The sequence below is a fragment of the Telluria sp. AZSoR62 genome (assembly GCF_058111565.1).
Genome location: NZ_JBYTST010000002.1, coordinates 216,522 through 235,458, shown reverse-complemented (window position 1 = coordinate 235,458; position 18,937 = coordinate 216,522). Strand labels below are relative to the sequence as shown.

15 protein-coding genes are annotated in these 18,937 nt (G+C 67.3%); 6 read left to right on the top strand and 9 right to left on the bottom strand.

Going from position 1 to position 18,937, the window contains the following annotated elements; all coding sequences use genetic code 11:
• Window positions 1-11: 11 nt before the first annotated feature.
• A complete protein-coding gene (locus AC3XQU_RS04420) occupies window positions 12-458 on the bottom strand; it encodes an FKBP-type peptidyl-prolyl cis-trans isomerase (RefSeq protein ID WP_489872929.1) in 447 nt (148 codons plus the stop codon).
• Between the two features lie 186 nt (window positions 459-644).
• On the opposite strand from AC3XQU_RS04420, the gene AC3XQU_RS04415 reads away from it, so the two are divergent.
• The 3 genes from AC3XQU_RS04415 to AC3XQU_RS04405 all read left to right on the top strand — a co-directional run bounded on the left by AC3XQU_RS04415 (window position 645) and on the right by AC3XQU_RS04405 (window position 4,408).
• Window positions 645-1,961, top strand: a complete 1,317-nt coding sequence (locus tag AC3XQU_RS04415; protein WP_489872928.1) for an MFS transporter — start codon at window positions 645-647, stop codon at window positions 1,959-1,961.
• A gap of 93 nt (window positions 1,962-2,054) precedes the next feature.
• Window positions 2,055-3,674: a phytoene desaturase family protein gene (locus tag AC3XQU_RS04410; RefSeq protein ID WP_489872927.1), complete on the top strand. Its 1,620-nt coding sequence runs from the start codon at window positions 2,055-2,057 to the stop codon at window positions 3,672-3,674.
• A 131-nt stretch (window positions 3,675-3,805) separates the two neighbouring features.
• Window positions 3,806-4,408, top strand: a complete 603-nt coding sequence (locus AC3XQU_RS04405; protein ID WP_489872926.1) for a hypothetical protein — start codon at window positions 3,806-3,808, stop codon at window positions 4,406-4,408.
• Between the two features lie 30 nt (window positions 4,409-4,438).
• Here the strand turns inward: AC3XQU_RS04405 and AC3XQU_RS04400 are convergent, their stop codons facing one another.
• The 3 genes from AC3XQU_RS04400 to AC3XQU_RS04390 form a co-directional block, all read right to left on the bottom strand.
• Window positions 4,439-4,996 carry a PEP-CTERM sorting domain-containing protein gene (locus AC3XQU_RS04400; RefSeq protein WP_489872925.1) on the bottom strand — a complete coding sequence of 186 codons (558 nt, stop codon included), beginning with the start codon at window positions 4,994-4,996 and terminating at the stop codon, window positions 4,439-4,441.
• A 26-nt stretch (window positions 4,997-5,022) separates the two neighbouring features.
• On the bottom strand, window positions 5,023-7,365 hold the full coding sequence (locus AC3XQU_RS04395) for a family 43 glycosylhydrolase (protein ID WP_489872924.1): 2,343 nt from the start codon (window positions 7,363-7,365) through the stop codon (window positions 5,023-5,025).
• A 193-nt stretch (window positions 7,366-7,558) separates the two neighbouring features.
• Window positions 7,559-8,245 (bottom strand): trimeric intracellular cation channel family protein, encoded by a 687-nt coding sequence (locus tag AC3XQU_RS04390; RefSeq protein WP_489872923.1) that lies wholly within the window; start codon window positions 8,243-8,245, stop codon window positions 7,559-7,561.
• A 152-nt stretch (window positions 8,246-8,397) separates the two neighbouring features.
• On the opposite strand from AC3XQU_RS04390, the gene AC3XQU_RS04385 reads away from it, so the two are divergent.
• The gene (locus AC3XQU_RS04385; protein ID WP_489872922.1) at window positions 8,398-9,747 is read left to right on the top strand and encodes an MBL fold metallo-hydrolase; all 1,350 of its coding nucleotides are present in this window, start codon (window positions 8,398-8,400) and stop codon (window positions 9,745-9,747) included.
• 10 nt (window positions 9,748-9,757) lie between these two features.
• Here the strand turns inward: AC3XQU_RS04385 and AC3XQU_RS04380 are convergent, their stop codons facing one another.
• On the bottom strand, window positions 9,758-10,504 hold the full coding sequence (locus AC3XQU_RS04380) for a hypothetical protein (RefSeq protein ID WP_489872921.1): 747 nt from the start codon (window positions 10,502-10,504) through the stop codon (window positions 9,758-9,760).
• A 116-nt stretch (window positions 10,505-10,620) separates the two neighbouring features.
• Here AC3XQU_RS04380 and AC3XQU_RS04375 point away from each other — a divergent pair, with 116 nt between their 5' ends.
• The gene (locus tag AC3XQU_RS04375; RefSeq protein WP_489872920.1) at window positions 10,621-10,980 is read left to right on the top strand and encodes a DUF2784 domain-containing protein; all 360 of its coding nucleotides are present in this window, start codon (window positions 10,621-10,623) and stop codon (window positions 10,978-10,980) included.
• 47 nt (window positions 10,981-11,027) lie between these two features.
• On the opposite strand, the gene zwf is transcribed toward AC3XQU_RS04375, so the two are convergent.
• From zwf to AC3XQU_RS04355, 4 genes are all read right to left on the bottom strand, one after another.
• Window positions 11,028-12,494: a glucose-6-phosphate dehydrogenase gene (gene zwf / locus AC3XQU_RS04370; protein ID WP_489872919.1), complete on the bottom strand. Its 1,467-nt coding sequence runs from the start codon at window positions 12,492-12,494 to the stop codon at window positions 11,028-11,030.
• 461 nt (window positions 12,495-12,955) lie between these two features.
• The gene (locus AC3XQU_RS04365) at window positions 12,956-13,549 is read right to left on the bottom strand and encodes an SAM-dependent methyltransferase (protein ID WP_489872918.1); all 594 of its coding nucleotides are present in this window, start codon (window positions 13,547-13,549) and stop codon (window positions 12,956-12,958) included.
• Between the two features lie 17 nt (window positions 13,550-13,566).
• Complete coding sequence (locus AC3XQU_RS04360) at window positions 13,567-14,964, bottom strand: APC family permease (protein WP_489872917.1); 1,398 nt, start codon at window positions 14,962-14,964, stop codon at window positions 13,567-13,569.
• Window positions 14,965-15,334: 370 nt separating this feature from the next.
• Entirely contained in the window at window positions 15,335-16,228 is an 894-nt protein-coding gene (locus AC3XQU_RS04355) for an alpha/beta fold hydrolase (protein WP_489872916.1), read from the bottom strand.
• Between the two features lie 205 nt (window positions 16,229-16,433).
• Between AC3XQU_RS04355 and AC3XQU_RS04350 the strand changes: the two genes are divergently transcribed.
• Window positions 16,434-18,932 carry a TonB-dependent receptor plug domain-containing protein gene (locus tag AC3XQU_RS04350; protein WP_489872915.1) on the top strand — a complete coding sequence of 833 codons (2,499 nt, stop codon included), beginning with the start codon at window positions 16,434-16,436 and terminating at the stop codon, window positions 18,930-18,932.
• Window positions 18,933-18,937: the final 5 nt, after the last annotated feature.

Sequence of the window (18,937 nt, the reverse complement as noted above, 5' to 3'; positions counted from 1 at the left end):
CAGGGTGCGGCTCAGCGTACGTCGAGCAGCTCGACGTCGAAGATCAGGGTGGCGCCCGGCGGGATCGGACCGGCGCCGCCTTCGCCGTAGCCCATGTCGGCCGGCACGATCAGGGTGCGCTTGCCGCCGACCTTCATGCCCTGCACGCCATCGTCCCAGCCCTTGATGACGCGCCCGGCGCCGAGCTCGAAGCTGAAGGGCTCGCGCCCGATCGATGAATCGAACTGGGCGCCATGCTTGGACGGCGCGCCCGGTTCATAGAGCCAGCCCGTGTAGTTGACGACGGCGGTGGCGCCGGCGACCGCTTCCTTGCCGGTGCCGGTGACCGTATCGATCTTCTGGAATGGGACTGCCGCGGCAGCCGCCGCAGGCTGTTGCGGCGCCTTGGCGCGGTCGCAGCCGGTCAGGGCCAACGTGAGGCTCACGCCGAGGACGCAGGTGGAAAGCAGTTGTTTCATGTGATTCTTTCGTTGATGTTGGCGGTGCAGGAAGTTGCCACAGGATACATTGTGGCCGGCCTGCTGCCAACCGCGCGTGCCTGAACGGCTTTTGTCGAGCATCTGTTTCCCATTGCACTGTTCTTGTCGCTCCTTTCCTGCAAACTAAGGCAAAACAGACCCGTCTCAAGCCGAGGAGAGCATACGTTGTCGACATCACCGATCACAGTAGAGCAAGGCATTCGGGCCGCAGGCGTCGGCAAGTTCCAGTATCGCCTCTTCATGATCTTCGGCCTGGTCTGGATGGCCGACGCCATGCAGGTGCTGTCGATCGGCTTCAGCGCGCCCTCCATCGCGAGCACCTTCGGCGTCGCCATGCCGCAGGCGCTCCAGACCGGCACCTTCTTCTTCATCGGCATGCTGGCCGGCGCCTTCGTCTTCGGACGCCTAGCCGACCGGATAGGGCGCCGCCCGGTGTTGATGACGGCGGTGGTGCTCGACGCCTGCTGCGGCGTGGCCTCGGCCTTCGCCCCGGACTTCACCTGGCTGCTGGTGCTGCGCCTGTTGACCGGAATCGGGGTCGGCGGCACCCTGCCGGTGGACTACACGATGATGGCCGAATTCCTGCCCAGCGACCGGCGCGGGCGCTGGCTGGTGCTGCTCGAGTCCTTCTGGGCCGTCGGCACCATCCTGCTGGCGGTGCTGGCCTTGCTCGCCGCCCAGTGGGGCGACGATGCCTGGCGCGTGATCTTCTTCGTGACCGGATTGCCGGCACTGGTCGGCCTCGTGCTGCGCCTGTACGTGCCCGAGTCGCCGATGTACCTCAATCGCAGCGGCAAGCAGGACGAAGCGCGTGCGGTGCTGCAGCGCGTGGCCGACACCAATGGCAGCAGGAAGACGATTCCGGCCTTGACCCCGGACTCGCCCGCCAGGCAGCCGTTGTCCGCGCTGTTTTCGCCGACGCTGCGCCGCCGCAGCCTGGCCCTGCTGGCGGCCTGGGGACTGGTCTCGATTGCCTACTACGGCGTGTTCGTCTACCTGCCGGTCAAGCTGGGTGCGGAAGGCTTCGGCTTCCTGCGCGGCCAGGAGTTCCTGATCGTGCTGGCCCTGGTGCAGTTGCCGGGCTTTGCGCTGGCGGCCTATGGTGTGGAGCGCTGGGGACGCAAGCCGACCCTGGTGGGCTTCCTGTTGCTCAGCGCCCTGGGCTGCATGTTCTACAGCTTCGGCAGCACGACCGCCGTGGTGGTGGGATCGACCCTCCTGATGAGCTTTGCGCTGCTGGGCACCTGGGGCGCGCTGTACGCTTTCACGCCCGAGGTCTACCCGACCGACCTGCGCGCCAGCGGCATGGGCATGGCGGGAGCGGTCGCGCGCTTCGGCGGCCTGCTGGGGCCGACCATCATCGCGCCGGTGATGGCTACCCGCTTCACGCTCGCCCTCGGCCTGCTGGCCGGCTGCCTGGCGCTGGCCGCCGCCGCGATCTTGTGTGTCGACGTGGAGTCGCGCAACCGCGCCCTCGAGTAGCCGGAGATCGGCCACCTCATGCCTGGCCAACTTGGCAGGTGCTTTTTTCTCCTGCTTGGCACAAAATAGCCTTGTCTATCCGGAGGGAAGCAGATGCGCGACGCGATCATCGTAGGTGGCGGCCATAACGGCCTGGTATGCGCCTTTTACCTGGCCGGCGCCGGGCTGAAGGTCACGGTGCTGGAGCAACGCGACGTGGTCGGCGGCGCCGCCGTCACCGAAGAATTCCACCCGGGCTTTCGCAACTCGGTGGCCGCGTACACGGTCTCCCTGCTCAATCCAAAAGTCATCCAGGAGATGAACCTGGCCGCCCACGGGCTGCGCATCGTCGAACGGCCGCTGTCGAACTTCCTGCCCCTGGACGACAACCATTACCTGAAGATCGGCGCCGGCAAGACCGCCCAGGAAGTGGCGCGCTTCTCCGCGCGCGACGCCGCCCGGCTGGACGCCTACAACGCCCACCTCGACACGGCCGCCGACCTGCTGCGCGACCTGGTGCTGCAGACGCCGCCGAACAGGGTTGAGGGCAACTGGCTCGCGGCGCTGCCCGAACTGATCAAGGCCGGCAAGCTCGGCAACCGGATGCGCAAGCTGTCGTTGTCCACCCAGCGCGAACTGCTCGACCTGTTCACCAAGTCCGCCGGCGACTACCTCGATGGCTGGTTCGAGAGCGATCCGATCAAGGCGGTGTACGGCTTCGACAGCGTGGTGGGCAACTACGCCAGTCCCTACACGCCCGGATCGGCCTATGTCCTGCTGCATCACGTATTCGGCGAAGTGAACGGCAAGAAGGGCGCCTGGGGACACGCCATCGGCGGCATGGGCGCCATCACCCAGGCCATGGCCAAGGCGGCCCAGGCGCGCGGGGTCGAGATCCGCACCGGCTGCGGGGTCGAGGAAGTCCTGCTCGAGAAGGGACGCGCGAGCGGCGTCGTCACCAGCAGGGGCGAGCGGCTCGACGCGCGGGTGGTGGTGTCGAACCTGAATCCGCGCCTGCTCTACACCCGGCTGGTCGACCCCGGCGCGCTGCCGCCGGACTTCCTGCGCCGCATGCAGGCCTGGCGCTGCGGCTCCGGGACCTTCCGCATGAACGTGGCGCTGTCCGAGCTGCCCAGTTTTTCCTGCCTGCCGGGATCGGCGCCGGCCGAGCACCACGGCAGCGGCATCATCATCGCGCCCAGCCTGCAGTACATGGAGCGTGCCTACCACGACGCGCGCAGCCTGGGCTGGTCGCGCGAGCCGATCGTCGAGGTCCTGATTCCTTCCACGCTCGATGCGACCCTGGCGCCGCCCGGCCGGCACGTGGCGAGCCTGTTCTGCCAGCACGTGGCGCCCCAGCTGCCCGGCGGCGCCAGCTGGGACGCGCACCGCGAGGAAGTGGCCGACCTCATGATCGACACCGTCACGCGGTACGCGCCCAATTTCCGGCAATCCGTGCTCGGGCGGCAGATCATGAGTCCGCTGGACCTGGAGCGCACCTTCGGCCTGGTCGGGGGCGATATCTTCCACGGCGCGCTGGGGCTGGACCAGCTGTTCGCGGCGCGTCCGATGCTGGGACATGCGGATTACCGCGGGCCGGTGGCAGGGTTGTACACCTGCGGATCGGGTACGCATCCGGGCGGCGGTGTCACGGGTGCGCCGGGGCACAATGCGGCGCGCGAGGTGCTGCGGGATTTTGCGAGTGGCCACAAGGCGCGGGCGGCTGCTGCATAGTCCTGCCAGTCGGCCGCTTCCAGCTAGCCGGGGCCCCTGATAAAATCCCGATCGCCGATCGACCCCGATCGCCGGGCATGTCCGCGTGACGCAATCGTCCAGGGCATCCACGTTCAATGCAGGGAGTGAGTATGACAGGCAGTACCGAAGCGCGGCCACCGTTTACCGTCAACGACATCGAGGTCGGCGCGCGGGTGTATGAAGCGCTCGTGCATTGCGCGCGCTCGCTGCGCGGCATGCCGATCACCTACGGCGACCTGCTCGCGGCGGCGCGCCAGATGCACCCGAAGGATGCGGTGCTCGACCGCGCGGTGCCGGTGGGCATCGGCATGAAGCTGCTGTTCGTCGAGGCCTTTTGCCAGGCCAAGGGCTACCCGAACCTGGCTTGCCTGGCGGTGAACAAGTCCACCATGCGGCCCGGTCCCGGGTACAAGGGCGACTGGGAGACGGACAAGCGCGCGGTCGCAAGCTTCGACTGGTCGGTGGCTAACGCCCAGCTGGACGCGTTCGCCGGCGCTGCCCGCGCCGCGGTGCCGGCCCGGCTCAAGCCGCGCAAGGAGCGTCCGGCGGACGTGTCCTGGTATGCCTATTTCTGCTCGCACCGCGCCGCCTGCGAGAAGGTCACGGCCGAAGACAAGAAGGAAATCATCAACCTGATGATGGCCGGCCTGGATCCGGAAACCTCGCTTCATCGCGTGCTGGCAGCGAAGGCCGACTTCGGCGAGCAGGCTTGAATCGCCCAGGCCTGCTCCGGGCCGGCCCCTTTACAGCTGTGCCTTCCTGCGGCGGCGTGCCGCCATCCATCCGGCCAGCGCCGTGCCGAACAGGCCGATCGAGCCCGGTTCCGGCACGGTGAACTCGTCCATCGCCCATTGCGTGCCGCTGCTGTTGTAGATCACCAGCGTATCGATGCCCGACCAGCCCAGGCCTATCCATTGCGGGGTGACAGTGTCGATCACGAAGGATACGTCGGTCGTATGCACCAGCTCACCGTTGCGCCAGCCGTCGAAGGCCAGCTCCTGGTCCAGCCAGGCCGAGGTGAACCAGGCGCCGACGAAGCTGAAGCCGCCGGCCTTCGATATGGCGGCGACGCCGCCGTCGCGGTTGAAGGCGGTATTGGCGAGCGACACCGCACCGGCGGCATAACCGCTGCCCGGATAGGCATCGGCTCGGATGGCGCCGAGCTTGTCCCAGTCGAAGCCCTGGTAGCCGTTGGCGATCGCCTCGGTTTCGCTGCCTGGCAGGTCGTCGAAGCCGATCACGCCGGCAGAGGCGCCCGCCGATCCGAGCAGCAGCAACAGGGAAAGCATCAATTTGTTCATGGTGGTAGTCCTGAAAAGGTAAGTCATCAGCGGGCCAGCGCCGACACATCGGCGTCGCCCAGCGCGGTGCCGTAGATGCGCAGGTCGTCCATCGAGCCCTTGTACGGCGTATCCCACCAGTTCACGCCCAGTGCGAAGACGCCGGTGGTGGTGGTGTACACGTTGGGGAAGTTGGTGCCGGTGAACCTGCGCACGCCGTCGACATACACGGCAAGGGCGCCGTTCCTGACCGTGAAGGCCAGGTGCGACCAGCGGCCGACCGGGATGTTCATGCCCAGGCCGGCGTCGTACCATGCGGTACCCGACCACAGCATCGAGGCGCCGCCCACGAAGTCGTGGCCCCTGGGCAGCAGGCTGACCCAGGAGTCGGTCGTGCGCGCGCCGAAGAAGGTGGGCGTGAAGGCCGTCAGCTGCGCCGGCTTGAGCCAGAGCGCCACCGTGTAGTTGTTGGACGCGATCAGGCCATTGGGCAGGCGAATGCCCGAAGCGCCGTTGAACACCGCGGCACTGCCCTTCATGCCGGCCTCGTAGCCGATGCTGCCGCCGGCCAGGTCGATGCGGCTGCCAACGACGGAGCCGGCGCCGAACATGCCGTTCGCGTCCAGCAGGTTGCCGTCGAAGGTGTAGTGGGCCAGCAGGCCGGCGGATTTGCGCACCGCGACCGTAAAGGTCTTGAGCACGGCGGCCGTGCCCTTGCTGATGCGCGCGGTGAGCGTGAGCGTGACATCGGTGCTCGCTGGCGTGACGACGCCGCTGTTGCTGACCACGGCGGGATTCGACGAGGTCCAGCCGATCGTCGTGCCTCGGGTGGCCGTGGTCGGCAAGGCCAGGTTGGCGCTGACCGCGGCGGTATTGCCCAGGCTGAGTTCCGCGTACACGCTGTTGACCACCTGCAGGTCGGTGCGCGGGATCAGGCGGCTGCCGAACACCGCCACGCCCTCGCGCGACAGGGCCGACAGGGTCATCACATAGCTCTTCGAGGTTTCGTCCCACTGGTTCAGGAACACGCCCTTGTAGGGCGAGGCTGCGCCGTTGATGCGCAGTTCGAGCCCGTTCGATCCCAGCAGCGTCCAGCTGCCCGCTACCGCGCCCGTGACCAGGCCGTCGCTGCCCAGGGTGATCGATTGCGACTTCTTGATGGCGGCCGAGATGTCCTTGCCGTGGTTGACGAACAGGTAGTCGCCGACCACGAACTCGCGCCGGACGGCGGCTGCCGTTTCCCTGGCGTAGCGGTAGGGCGCGACCACCGGCCAGCCGTCGGCGTTCATGAGCATCTGGTGGGTGCGGATCTCGTGCTGCTCGCCGCGCTCGGGAAAGCGGGTGTGGAAGACCAGGAAGTGCTTGCCCGTCGCGGCGTCGTAGTAGGCCGAGTTGTGCCCGGGCGAGACATAGCCGGTGCCGATGCCGGTGCCGGCCTCGCCCAGCTTGCGCTCGAACAGGAAGTTCCCCATCAGCTTGACGCCGTAGGGGGCGATCGAGGCGTCGTCGAACAGGGGCTTGGACGCGTCCGAGCGCACGTTGGCCATGTCGTTGCCCTGGGCGTCGAGATAGGGGCCGTTGGGATTGAGCGAGCGCGCCACGCGCATGTTGTAGCCGCCGCTGGCGTCCAGGCCGCCGTAGGAGGTGAACATGTAGTAATAGGAGGTGGCCGGGCTGTACATCACGAAGGCGCCTTCGATGCGGCTGTGATTGCCCCCGATCAGGCGCTTGCCGTAGCCTTGTCCGGCGAGCGGCATGCCGTTGGTCGGGTTCATCTGCATGATGAAGATACCGCCCGAATAGGAACCGTAGGCCATCCACAGGCGTCCCGCGTTGTCGTTGAAGACATGCGGGTCGACCGCGTTCGGGTGCGTCAAGGCGTTGTATACCGTGCCGTCATGGCTGGCCTGGCCCCACATGCCCGAGCGCAGGATGATGCCCTTGTCGACATACGGGCCCTCGATGCGGTCGGCCACCGCGATGCCCAGCGCCGAGCGCGGCGAATCGCCCTTGCAGGCGTTGTAGTACATGTAGAACTTGCCGTCGGCAAGCTGGCGTACGTCGGCCGCCCACAGGGTGCTCGATTGGGCCCAGGCGAAGGTTTCGGACAGTTCGGTGAACACGTTGGCCGCGCCGTTGAGGAACAGCGGATTGGTCGCGCTGACGCTGTCGGTGAGCTGGGTCCAGTTCATCAGGTCGGTCGACTTGGCCGAAGCCAGGTGCGAGCCGAACACGTAGTAGGTGTCGCCGGACTTGATCACCGACGGGTCGTGGACCGAGGCGTTCTTGAAGCTGATCGGGGTGAAGCCTGCCTGGGCGGCGGCCTGCGAGGACAGGAGCGAGCAAGCAAATAGCGCCCCCATCCCCAACAGCGAGAGTGTGTTCTTCATTGTATGTCTCCGTTGTCGTTATCGTTCGCTGCGCCCTACCATGGGCAGGGACGCAGGGATCCAGCGGCGCGCGATGCACGGCCGATTCTTGTATGGACGGTGGAGCTAGAGTGAAGAAGTTCTGCGTTTTATACAAATCACTTTAATGCGGCTGGCGATACCGGTATCGGTATCCCAGCCATGCGGCAGCTGCCTAGCGTCCCTGGTCGATCCGGTCGGTCTCGGCCTCGCTCTCCGGCGCGCGCGCCGTCGGCAAGTGCCAGCCGTAGCGGATGGCGGCCAGGCGCAGGCCGAAGCACAGGGCAGCGCCGGCGCAGGCGGTGGCGGTGGTAGGCAGCTGCAGGGCGTCGCCGATCACCACCACCGAGGCGCCGGCCAGCGCGGCCACCGCATAGATATCGGAGCGGAACACGGCCGGCACGTTCGACAGCAGCACGTCGCGGGCCACGCCGCCGCCGATCCCGGTCAGCATGCCGAGCAGGGCCGCCATCACCGGCTCCAGCCCGAATACCAGCGCCTTCTGGGCGCCGGCCACGCAGAACAGCGCCAGGCCCGCGCCGTCGAAAATGAGCACCGGATTGCGCAGGCGGCCGATCACCGGGTACCAGAAGAAGATCACCAGGCCCGCCAGGGTCGAGATCACCAGGTAGCGCCAGTCGCTGATGGCGGCCGGCGGGGTGGCGCCGATCAGGAGGTCGCGCACGATGCCGCCCGAGGTGGCGGCGACAAAAGAGAGCACCAGCACGCCGAAGATGTCGAGCCGGCGGCGCGAAGCCGCCATGGCGCCGCTCAGGGCGAAGACGAAGGTGCCGACCAGGTCGAGCGTCAGCACGAGGGTCTTCATGGCGGCCCCCATGTCGAGGGAAAGGACTGCGAACACGTTGGTTACCTATGGATGGAAGATGGCGGCCGGGATGCCGAGGAAGGCGGCGGCGCGCTTCCCGGCCAACCCGGCATGGTAGCGCAGAACGCCCAGGCGTGTCGGCGCCCCGGGCCCGGCGTTGTAGAATGCGGCCTGACACGGAGGCGATCATGGCGAATGAAGGACTGGTGATATCGAGGATCCTGCATGCAGGCTACCTGTTCGAATGCGAAGGCGTGCGCATCGCCTTCGATCCCGTTTTCGAAAACCCCTTCAGCCATAACTGCCACGCCTTCCCGGACGTGCGCTTCGACCGCGACGCCATCCGCGCCCAGCGCTTCGACGCGGTCTTCATCTCGCATTTCCACGACGACCACTGCTCGCTCGAGAGCCTCGACCTGCTCGACCGGGCCACGCCGCTGTTCATCTACTGCATTTTCGACGAGCTGTTCGAGATGGTGCGCCTGCTGGGCTTTACCGACGTGAACTCGCTGACCCTGAACGTGCCGGAGCATGTCGGGCCCTTCGAAGTGGTGCCGCGCGAAGCCATGGATGCGGACGTGGACTCGATGTTCCAGGTGATGGCGGCCGGGATGAATGTGCTCAACGTGGTCGATTCATGGATCGACGACGCCACGCTGGCCAAGCTGGTGCGCGAGGGGCCGTGGGACATGGTGCTGTGGCCGTTCCAGACCATGCGCGAGCTCGAGGTGCTGGCGCCCTCGCGCGCGGCGGCCGCCCCGCCCACGCTGCCGGAGCACTGGATCGGCCAGCTGCGGGCCTTGAAGCCGCGCTATGTCGTGCCCAGCTCCTGCCAGTTCCGGCTCGAACCGTGGTCCTGGTACAACCGCGCCTTTTTTCCGATCACCTACGCGCAGTTCGCACGCGAGGTCGGCGCCGCCCTGCCGGACGCGCAGGTGGTGCGCCTGAACCCTTCGGTCTCGGTGCGGCTCGATGCCGCCTCCCTGCAGCCGGCCGCGCCCTTGCCCTGGGTGCTGCCGGTGGGCGAGCAGGATGTCGACTACGTGTACGAAGGCCATGCCGCGCCACCCTCCACGGCGCAGATCGCGCGTCATTTTCCGGCCCTGAGCGAAGCCGAGCATGCGCGCGTAATGGATTACTGCCATCACGGCATGTTGGAGAAATACGGCGACGTCGAGGCATCGTCGGATTACTTCGACGCGCCGCGCATCTGGCAGCTGACCTTGTATGGCAGCGCGGGCGAGGTGACGCACGTGCGCTACCGGCTGGATGCCCAGGGCGCCGTGCCGGTCGGCGAGGATGCCGGCCCGCTGGGCTGGACCACCGGGATCCCGGCCGCCAAACTGTATGCGGCGCTGGAAAACGGGGAGTCGCTCACCTCGATGTACATGCGCATCAACGACACGGTGTTCGATCCCGACACCGAGACGGCGCTGGCCGAGGCCGACGTGGTCGACGACCCCCTGATCCGCTGCCTGTTCAGCGCGACCTTCGGCGCCTACCAGGCGGCGCAGCTGCGGCGCCTGCTGGCGCGCTGATCCGACCGCTTCACTTGCCGAGCAGCTGGAGAGAGCGCTCCCAGTTGGCGTCCCAATCGAGCAGGAAGTCGTGGGTCTTGAAGGCGCGCCTGAGGGGGCCGAGCGGCACGCGATAGGCCTCGTGCAGCCCGAGCGCCAGGGTCACCGGGTTCCACACCGCATAGCGCTTGGATTTTTTGGCGCTGGCTTTGACGCGCGCGCCGTCGTCGCCGAAGATGCCGATCGCCTCGTCCAGCGCCTTGCCTAGATCGAGCCGGACGACGGCGCCGAAGGCTTCCAGCACTTCCGCCTTGGCGATGCCGAGCTGCGACTCTTTTGCGGCGGGAGGGGCGCTTGGCGGCGCCGGCTGGGCCGCGTGCTTGAGCTTTCCAGCCAGCCGCTCCAGGTCTTTCTTCTGGAAGCGCAGCTCGTCGAGCCGGCGCGTGAATCCGGGCGCGGGCAGGCGCGCGACGATCTTGTAGGCATCCTTGGTCGTCGTGATCAGGACGTCCTCGCTGCCGCCCGCCAGGCGGGCGATATCCTCTGCGACGAAGATCGGCGCGAGATAGCCGCCGTTGGCCTCGCCGAACAGTTCCGGATGGGCCGCGTCGTAGTCGAGCCAGACATAAGGCGTGAGCTCGTGCTCGAGCAGAAGCGCCAGGGTCCAGGGCGAGCCGGTCTGCGCGGCAAGCCAGCTGCAGGCCTCGAGGATGGTGGCGCGGAAGGGAAGATCGGTGGTGCCCATCGGGCCTGTCGGGTGAAGGGAAGGTCGGGTCATGCCGGCATTCTACCGGGAGTTGGCATCGGCCCCGGTGGGGCGCTTGGCGTATTTCAGGCCGCGGCGCTACACTGGGAGCCCACGTCTTATATCGGGTACCGACCGTGGCCTATCGCTTGCTCGCAGATGCCGTACTGCTGTTGCATCTGGGCTTTATCCTGTTCGTCGTATTCGGCGCGCTGCTGGTGGCGCGCCGGCGGCGCTTGCTGCCCGTCCACCTGGCGGCCGCGGCCTGGGGCGTCGGCATCGAGGTGCTCGGCGGCGTCTGCCCGCTGACCCACGCGGAGATCTGGCTGCGCGCGCGTGCCGGCGGAGCCGGCTACAGCGGCGGCTTCGTCGAGCATTATTTGCTGCCGCTGATCTATCCGGGCGAGCTCACCCGCGCAATGCAGTTCGGGCTGGCCGGCGGGGTGCTGTTGATGAACGCGCTGCTGTACCTGTGGATCTTCCGCCAGCGGCCGCCGCGCCCGGCGTAAAACAAATAAGCCCCCGCGAACGGGGGCGTCGGAATCGAGACCAGGGATTATTCCACCCAAGCAAAGCCGTCGCGCGCCAGCAGGGCGAAGGATTCGGCCGGGCCCCAGGAGCCGGCCGGGTAGGCATGCGGCTTTTCGCCCAGGGTAGTCCAGCCTTCGATGATCGGGTCGGCCCAGGCCCAGGCCGCTTCCAGCTCGTCGCGCCGCATGAAATGGGTCAGGCGCCCGCGCACGACGTCGATCAGCAGGCGCTCGTAGGCTTCGGCGCGGCGCTGCTGGAAGGCCGACTGCAGGTCGAGGTTCAGGGCCACCTGCTGCATCTGCATGCCGCTGCCGGGCTGCTTGGCCATGATCTGCAGCTTGATCGCTTCTTCCGGCTGCAGTTCGATGACGAGGCGGTTGGCGACGCCGCCCGGCATGTCCGGGAACAGCGGGAAGGGCGGATTGGCGAACTCGACCACGATCTTGGAGGAGCGGCGCTGCATGCGCTTGCCGGTGCGCAGGTAGAAGGGCACCTTGGACCAGCGCCAGGTATCGATGTGGGCGCGCAGGGCCACGAAGGTCTCGGTCTTGCTGTCCGGCGGCACATTCGACTCTTCGTGGTAGCCCCGCACTTCCTTGTTGCCGCTGACGCCGTGGGCGTATTGGCCGCGCACGGTGTCGCGCGCGATGTCGGCCAGCTTGAGCCGGCGCAGCGAGCGCAGCACCTTCAGTTTTTCGTCGCGCACGGCGTCCGGCGAGAGCGAGGTGGGCGGCTCCATGGCGACGATGCACAGCAGTTGCAGCAAGTGGTTCTGCACCATGTCGCGCATGGCGCCGGTGCCGTCGTAGAAGCCGGCGCGGCTGCCCACGCCCACTTCCTCGGCCACCGTGATCTGCACGCTCGAGATGTTCGGCGCGCGCCACAGCGGTTCCAGGATGGAATTGCCGAAGCGCAGCACCATCAGGTTCTGCACCGTTTCCTTGCCCAGGTAGTGGTCGATGCGGTAGATCTGCGATTCGGCGAAATGCTTGCCGACCGCTTCGTTGATCTCGATGGCCGAGGCCAGGTCGTGCCCGAGCGGCTTTTCCAGCACCACGCGCGCCTTGTCGTCGACCAGGCCGGCCTGGGCCAGTTTGTCGCAGATGGTGGTGAACAGCGCCGGCGCGGTGGACAGGTAGAACACGCGCTGGGCGCCAGCGGTGGCGGCGCCGGCCAGCGCCCCGAAGTCGGGGGCGGCCTGGACGTCGAGGCGGACGTAATCGAGCAGCTGCAGGAAGCCGTCCCAGGCCTTGTCCTTGAAGTTGTCGCTGGCGATGAAGGGGCGCGACTGCTCCTGGACCTGGGCCAGGTAGGCGGCGCGGTCGAAGTCCTGGCGCCCGGTCGAGATGATGCGGGTCGCGGCCGGCAGGTTGCCGTGCATGTGGGCCATGTAGAGCGCAGGAAGCAACTTCCTCATCGCCAAATCGCCCACGCCGCCGAAGATGATCATGTCGAGGGGGTGACCGGTATCAGTGTCTGTCGAAGGGGTCATGTCAATCGCCAAATAAGTTAAAGAAGAAGCGTCTCCCCGGCACGGAGGGGTTTCCCGTGCGCCGGCCAGGCAGCGTGGTCGCGGCGGGCGGCGGGCATTGCTGGGTCCAGCGCTGGCGCCCTTGCTACGGTATCAGATCAGGAGCCATTGCGCAGGAGACGATCCGGCTTGTGGCCGGCCGGGCGCGACGGGGCGTGGGGTGTGCCGTGGCATTGCCGGGGGCGCGCTGGAAGCCCCTAGCTTACATGCTGGGTGGTCATTATGGAATGACAAATTGGAGGGTGCACCGGCAACGGCTGCCTTGCCGGCCTGGAAGCACATTCGGCTGCGTTACCAAATGTGCAAATTTCCTGTGCATGGGCAGGCGGTTGTGCAAATTTTCTTTGCACGCGTCCAGGCAGGCGCGGTCGAGGTCGCCAGAAGGCCGTGGCGCTTCGCCGCGCCCCGCCGACGCCGTGCGCTCAGGCTTTCGCTTCGCGCTTGTTGGCCTGCGTGATCGTCCAGTAGTAGATGGTGCGGCCACCGACATCCACCTTCTTCTCCGGCGGCCATCCCGGCCCCATGTCGAAGGCGTGCGATACCACGCGGGTGCCGACCTTGAGCTGCTCCCACAGGCGCGGGCGCAACTTCACGTTCACCGAGGGCAGCAGGTAAAGCGTCACCACGGTGGCCGCCGAGACGTCGGTCTCGAACAGGTCGCCCACCTTGAAGGTCGCGCGGTTGGCCACGCCGGCCGCCTTCGCGTTTTCCCTGGCCTCGGCGATGCGCACCGGATTGAGGTCGATGCCGGTGCCGCGCGCCCCGCGCTGCTTGGCGGCGGTGACGACGATGCGCCCGTCGCCGCAGCCGAGGTCGTAGAGCACGTCGTTCTTGCCCACCCGCGCCAGCTCCAGCATGCGGTCGACCACTTCCTGGGGCGTGGGCACGTAGGGCACGTCCAGGTGCGTCGGCTCGGCCAGGTCTTGCGCCAGCGGCGCGCTTGCCGGCAGCAGGGACAGGCCGGCCGTGGTCGCGGCGGACAGCAGCAGGGTACGGCGGCGTGCATCGGTAGTCATCGCATTCTCCTCGTTGGTCAGGGTCGGGCAATCGGTTCCTTGCGGTCCAGGAAGAGCAGCAGCAGGCTGCCGCTGGCGAGCACCAGCACGCCGATCCAGGCCGCGTTGAGCCCGCCAAGCGACTGGCTGGTGACGTACGACAGGCTGGACCAGAGCATCCAGGCGCAGCTGGCGCAGAACAGTAGGGGCAGCAGGGGGTAGAGCGGCACCCGGAACGGGCGCGGCAAATCGGGCTCGCGAAGCCGCAACACGAACAGCGACATGCCGCTGAGCAGGAAGAACAGCCAGAACACGGGCGCCGTGAACTCCACCATGGCCTTGAAGCCGCTGCCGAAGGCCACCCCCAGGCCCACCAGCAGGAGCGCGGCGCCGCACTGGATCGCCATCGCGACGGCCGGCGTGCCGCGCTCGCCGTCCCACTGGCCCAGGCGCGCCAGGCGGCCCCAGTCGCAGCCCATCGCGTAGCCGGTGCGCGCGCCGACGATCATGGTGGCATTGATCGAGGTCAGGGCCGAGATCGCGACCAGCAGCGAAATGACTTTCTCGCCCGGCGCCCCGAAGGCCTGGCCCATGACGTCGGCGGCCAGCGCCTCGGACCTGGCCATGCCCTGCATGCCGAGCGCCTGCAGGCAGGCCCAGGTCACCATCAGGTAGAGCACGGTAATGATCAGGATGGACAGCGTCAGCGCCCGCACCATGCTGGCGGCGCCGCCCTTGAGCTCGGCGCTGATATAGGCCGCCTCGTTCCAGCCGCCATAGGTGAGCAGCACGAAGACCATGGCCATGCCGAAGGACACCGGCACGGTCGCGGCCAGCGGCGCCACCGCGCTCGGCGCCGGGTCGGTGAAGAAGGCGGCGGCCAGGGTCAGGAGCACCAGTCCGCCGATCTCGGCCAGGGTCAGCCACATCTGGGTGCCGGCGCCGAAGCGCAGGCCCTGCAAGTTGACCATCGAGAGCACGAAGATGACGGCGCAGGCATAGGCGGGCGCGCCCCAGCCGCCGGGCAGCGCCGTGAGCGGCACGGCCTGCTGCATGTAGTCGCCGAACACGAAGGCGAGCAGGGCGATCGAGCCGGTGGTGATCACCGCGAAGCGCGCCCAGCCGAACAGGAAGGCGGTCGAGCGCCCGAACGCGCGGTGCAGGAAATGGTAGTCGCCGCCCGGATGCGGATAGGCCGTGGTCAGCTCGGCATAACAGAGCGCGCCCACCAGCGAGATCAGCCCGCCCAGGATCCACATGCCGAACATCCAGTCGGCGCTGCCGCTCAGGCCGGCGACGATGGAGGGCGACTTGAAGATGCCGGCGCCGATCACGACGCCGACGATGAGCGCGATCGCCTGGCGCACGCCCAGCAAACGGCGCGGCCCCTTGCCGGTGTCGGTCGATGCAAACTGCTCCGCCTCGGTGCGATCCATGGTGCCGATCAATCCTGGTGAGGGAACTTTCCTGGCGCGCGTTCAATGCACTGCGTACAGCATCGACAGCGGGCCGGAACACGCGCAGCAGGGCCCGCGGCGACCGATTATAGGCAAGCGTCTTCGCGCGTGGCGCGCGGCTGAACGCGGTGGTGGTCCTGTGTTGAAAGGCTCTGGCCAAGGCACAAAACCCTGATAGAAACAGGCGTGCCTGCGAGCGCCTTATTTGCCGTCGATGTCGACCATGCCCTCGAAATCATAAGGAATCACCACGGTCTTCACCCTGTCTTCCGCGCTGACGGCTTGCGGCGCGTCTCGCACGAACCCGGTTTCAGGAGAACGAACCTCCTCGGGTTCTCACAGCGCAGCCTCATGCCAGCAGGAAGGGCAGCGCGCGTGCGAGCAGTGCGCCCGGTGCTTCTTCCGGGATGTAGTGCCCACAAGGCAGCGCCTCCCCCTCGACCTTGTCGGCCACCTTGCGCCACTCCTGCAGCGGGTCGAAGCAGCGGTGCACGACGCCCTGTTCGCCCCACAGCACCAGCAGCGGCAGCGCGAGCCTGCGCCCGGCCTCGCGGTCAAGCCGGTCGTGTTCCAGGTCGATGCCGGCGCTGGCGCGGTAATCCTCGCAGATGCCGTGGGCGGTGCCCGGCAGGCTCAAACAGCGGCGATATTCGTCGAGCGCACGTGGCTCAAAAGGCGCCAGGCCCGCGCTGCGCCGGCCGATCACGTCGCGCAGGTACGCGCCGGGATCGGCCTCGATCAGCCGCTCCGGCAGGGGCGCGGGCTGGATCAGGAAGAACCAGTGCCAGTAAGCGCGCGCAAAGGCCTCGGTGGTCTGCTCGTACATCGCCAGGGTCGGCGCGATGTCCAGCAGCACCGCGCGTTCCACGGCGTCGGGATGGTCGGCCATGAGGCGGTGCGCCACGCGCGCGCCGCGGTCGTGCGCCATCACGCGAAGGCGGCTGAAGCCATGGTGGCGCATCACCGCCAGCATGTCGGCGGCCATAGCGCGCTTGCTGTAGTTCGCGTGGTCCGGCGCGCCCGCGGGCTTGGACGAGTCGCCGTAGCCGCGCAGGTCGCAGGCGACGACCGTGAAGTGCTCGCACAGCTTCGGCGCCACCTTGTGCCAGATGGCGTGGGTTTGCGGATGGCCGTGCAGCAGCAGGAGCGGCGGCCCGGAGCCGCCGATCGAACCGGCGATGTCCACGCCGTCGTCGGTCGTGACCCGGAAAGCCTGGCAGCCGGGGAAAAGGAGATCTGTCATGGCGCAGCAGCGAAGTAGGGAAGCGAAAAGTGTAGCAGGCAAGGCCCGCGAAGCCTTACATGGGCCTGACGTGCCCTGTTTGTTGTAAATATACCCATCCGAACTTTTGCGAATTGACATCTTTACGCTTGCCCAGCAGTATCAGATGGCGCCTGTTGCGTTTCATCCCAGTCTGGCGCGCTCCAACAACAAGAGGAAATCCAAGATGCAGAAACACGTAACGGAAAAGACGGTCCTTGCCCTGGCCATTGCTTCGCTGTTCTCCGGCGTCTCCTACGCACAGGACGCCGCGGCGACCGACCCCGCCGCAGCTCCCGCCGCCACCGTGGTGGTCACCGGCACCCGGGTGGCCAACCGCACGGCGCTCGACACCGCGGCCCCGGTCGACATCATTTCCGCCGACTCCCTCAAGAACGTCGGCAGCACCGAGATGAACCAGGCCCTGTCGATGGCGCTGCCTTCGCTGAATTTCCCGAAACCGGCCATCACCGACGGCACCGACACGATCCGTCCGGCCACCCTGCGCGGCATGGCCCCCGACCAGACCCTGGTGCTGGTCAATTCCAAGCGCCGCCATGCTTCGTCGCTGGTCAATGTCAACGGCTCGATCGGCCGCGGCTCGGCGGCGGTGGACATGAACACCATCCCGACTGCGATCGTGCAAAGCGTCGAGGTGCTGCGCGACGGCGCCGCCGCCCAATACGGCTCGGACGCGATTTCCGGCGTGGTCAACCTGCGCCTGCGCACCAACCGCACGGGCGGCGAAGCCAGCGTCACCTACGGCCAGCGCGAAACCGAATACGAACTGTGGAACAGCCCGGCCCCGGCCGGCGGCACCTGGACCGCGCCGGACAAGCGCAAGCGCAGCGACGGCGAGACCACCACGGTCAGCCTGTGGAAGGGCCTGGCCCTGGGCGAAGACGGTTATCTCACCATCGCCGCCGAGTACCGCGACCAGAAGCGCACCGAGCGCAGCGGCTACGACATGCGCCAGCAATACCCGCTGGTGAACGGCGCATTCGATCCGCGCGAGAACACCATCAACCGCTTCAACGCCTGGTATGGCGACCCGGAGATGGAGCAGGCGACCGTGTTCGCCAACGCCGGCATGAACCTGGGCGGCGGCGTCAAGGTCTATGGCTGGGCGAGCTACCAGGACCGCGACGCCCGTTCGGGCGGCTTCTTCCGCCCGGCCCAGGACGCGCGCAACATCCTGTCGATCTACCCGAACGGCTTCCTGCCGATCATCGCGCCGACCGTGACCGACCTGTCGGCCACCGGCGGCGTCACCTGGACCCTGGGCGACTGGGACATGGATGCCTCGCTCGGCTTCGGCAGGAACAAGATGACCTACGACATCCAGAACACGCTGAACCGGTCGATCGGCCCGACCAGCAAGACCGAGTTCTACGCCGGCGGCTACGCCTACGACCAGCTGGTGGCGAACCTGACCGGCGTGCGCAGCGTGCCGGTGGCCGCCTTCACCTCGCCGCTGAACGTGGCGGTGGGCATGGAAGCGCGGCGCGAAGGCTATGAGCTGTTCGCCGGCGAGCCGGACTCCTACCGCTACGGCGGCGTGGTGCTTCCGAACGGCACCCCGGCCGCGCCGGGCGCGCAAGTCTTCCCGGGCTTCCGTCCGGCCAACGAAGTCGACGCCCACCGCAACGCCATCGGCGCGTTCGTCGACCTGGAAGCGAACGTCACGCCCGAGCTGCTGGCCTCGGTCGCCCTGCGCGGCGAGCGCTATTCCGACTTCGGCAACAGCCTGGCCGGCAAGTTCTCGGCGCGCTACGATTTTTCCAAGGCCTTCGCCCTGCGCGGCGCCGTGCAGAACGGCTTCCGCGCGCCGTCGCCGCAGCAGCAGAACTTCACCGCCACCTCGACCAACTTCATCAACGGCGTGCCCTTCGAGATCACCACCTTCAAGCCGAGCGATCCGGTGGCCGTGGCCCTCGGCGCTAAGCCGCTGGAAGCGGAGAAATCGGTGAATGCCTCGCTCGGCGCGGTGTTGCGCTTCGATCCATTTTCCATCACCATCGACGCCTACCGCATCGATATCGAAGACCGCATCATCCTGTCCGAGAACCTGACCCAGACCAACGTGCGCAACTACATCGCGCAGCAGGGCTTCATCGGCGTGGGCGGCGGACGCTTCTTCATCAATGGCGTGGATACCACGACCAAGGGCGTGGACGTGGTGGTGAGCTGGCCGATGTCGCTGGACGGCGCGGGCAAGCTCGATTTCACGGTCGCAGGTAACTTCACCGACACCAAGGTTACCAAGACCCCGGTCACGGCCCAGCTGGCCTCGCTGCCGGCGCCGGCGCCGGTGCTGTTCGACCGCCTGAACGTGCTGTCGCTGGAAAAAGGCCAGCCCTCGAGCAAGATCAGCGCCAACGTCAACTGGAAGCTGGGCCAGTGGGGCGCAACCTTCCGCGCCACCCGCTACGGCAAGGTGCTCTCGCCTGGCACCACCGCGGCGCTGGACTTCGAGATGGGCTCCAAGACCGTGGTCGACCTGGAAGGGCGCTTCGCGGTGACGCCGAAACTGAGCCTGGCACTGGGCGCGGACAACGTGTTCGACCAGTATCCGGAGACCCAGCCGCCGGCGCTGAACACCACGGGCAACACGCCGTTCGCCAACTACGCGCCGTTCGGCCGTTCGGGACGCTACATCTACCTGCGCGCCAACTACGGCTTCTGAAGCAG